General features: G+C 47.1%; 2 protein-coding genes. One reads left to right on the top strand and one right to left on the bottom strand.

The window, feature by feature from the left end; translation table 11 throughout:
• Positions 1-682, bottom strand: a 682-nt coding sequence (locus tag RTW80_RS24570) for a flagellar cap protein FliD N-terminal domain-containing protein (protein ID WP_312720676.1), incomplete at its 3' end; no start/stop codon positions are given.
• Between the two features lie 265 nt (positions 683-947).
• Here RTW80_RS24570 and RTW80_RS24575 point away from each other — a divergent pair.
• Positions 948-1,885: flagellin FliC (locus RTW80_RS24575; protein ID WP_312720678.1), on the top strand; the 938-nt coding region annotated here is incomplete at its 3' end.

Genomic DNA, 1,885 nt, shown 5'->3' on the forward strand with positions numbered 1-1,885 from the left:
TCAGCTGTGCATTCTGGGCGGCGACCGAGACCTCCATGCCGTTGCTGCTGGCACTGGCGTCATAGCCCATAAAACTTTGTAGCGCATCATCACCGCTGACCGAGAGTGTCATCGCATTGTCAAGGCCGGTGTCATTTGATGTGACTGACAGACGATATTCACCGTTACCCACGTTAATGATGCTTGCGCTTACGCCTGCTTTTGCGTTGTTGATGGCATCACGGATCCCGCTTAAAGACGAGTTAGCCGCGCTGATATCAATGGAAATCGGATCTTTGTCGCCGCCTTGTTGAATGGTGAGTTTGCTGTCGCTGGTGGCGATCGCCGTTTTTGTATCATCTCTGGTGGTGCGCGTGGTCAGGGTTTGCGCCTGCGCCAGATGGGTGACGCTGATGGTGTATTTCCCGGCGATGGCGTTACCCGCGGTGGTGGCACTGAACGCGGTGGTGCTGCTGGTGGTGCTGGTGGCGGAAAAAAGATCGGCTTTAGACAATGCAGTATTGGCGGTCTGGAAAGTCGTCAGCGCGCTTTTCAGCGTACCGTAGGCGCTAAGTTTAGCGGTAAACGACGATTGCTGATTTGAAATAGGGGTTAGCGTCGCTTTTTGCGCGGCGGTGAGGCTATCTAGGATTGAACTTAAATCCAGGCCTGACCCGACTCCCAGCGATGAAATACTTGCCATGCGATTTCCTTTTATCTTTCGACACGTAAAACGAATACCGGGGTTATCGGCCTGAATTGCGCAAAGTTTACGTTTAATTGTTTTTTTTAATAGCGGGAATAAGGGGCAGAGAAAAGAGTATTTCGTCGACTAACAAAAAATGGCTGTTTGTGAAAAAAATTCTAAAGGTTGTTTTACGACAGACGATAACAGGGTTGACGGCGATTGAGCCGACGGGTGGAAACCCAAAACGTAATCAACGACTTGCAATATAGGATAACGAATCATGGCACAAGTCATTAATACCAACAGCCTCTCGCTGATCACTCAAAATAATATCAACAAGAACCAGTCTGCGCTGTCGAGTTCTATCGAGCGTCTGTCTTCTGGCTTGCGTATTAACAGCGCGAAGGATGACGCCGCGGGTCAGGCGATTGCTAACCGTTTTACTTCTAACATTAAAGGCCTGACTCAGGCTGCACGTAACGCCAACGACGGTATTTCTGTTGCGCAGACCACCGAAGGCGCGCTGTCCGAAATTAACAACAACTTACAGCGTGTGCGTGAGCTGACTGTTCAGGCGACCACCGGTACTAACTCTGAGTCTGACCTGTCTTCTATCCAGGACGAAATCAAATCTCGCCTGGAAGAGATTGATCGTGTTTCAAGTCAGACTCAATTTAACGGCGTGAATGTTTTGGCTAAAGATGGGAAAATGAACATTCAGGTTGGGGCAAATGATGGACAGACTATCACTATTGATCTGAAAAAGATCGATTCATCTACACTAAACCTCTCCAGTTTTGATGCTACAAACTTGGGCACCAGTGTTAAAGATGGGGCCACCATCAATAAGCAAGTGGCAGTAGGTGCTGGCGACTTTAAAGATAAAGCTTCAGGATCGTTAGGTACCCTAAAATTAGTTGAGAAAGACGGTAAGTACTATGTTGCCGAAGTAGATACTAGTAAGGGTGATATTAACTTCAACTCTACAAATGAAAGTGGAACTACTCCTACTGCAGCGACGGAAGTAACTACTGTTGGCCGCGATGTAAAATTGGATGCTTCTGCACTTAAAGCCAACCAATCGCTTGTCGTGTATAAAGATAAAAGCGGCAATGATGCTTATATCATTCAGACCAAAGATGTAACAACTAATCAATCAACTTTCAATGCCGCTAATATCAGTGATGCTGGTGTTTTATCTATTGGTGCATCTACAAC

The organism is Escherichia sp. AM3, assembly GCF_032029835.1.
Classification (GTDB): Bacteria; Pseudomonadota; Gammaproteobacteria; order Enterobacterales; family Enterobacteriaceae; genus Escherichia; species Escherichia coli.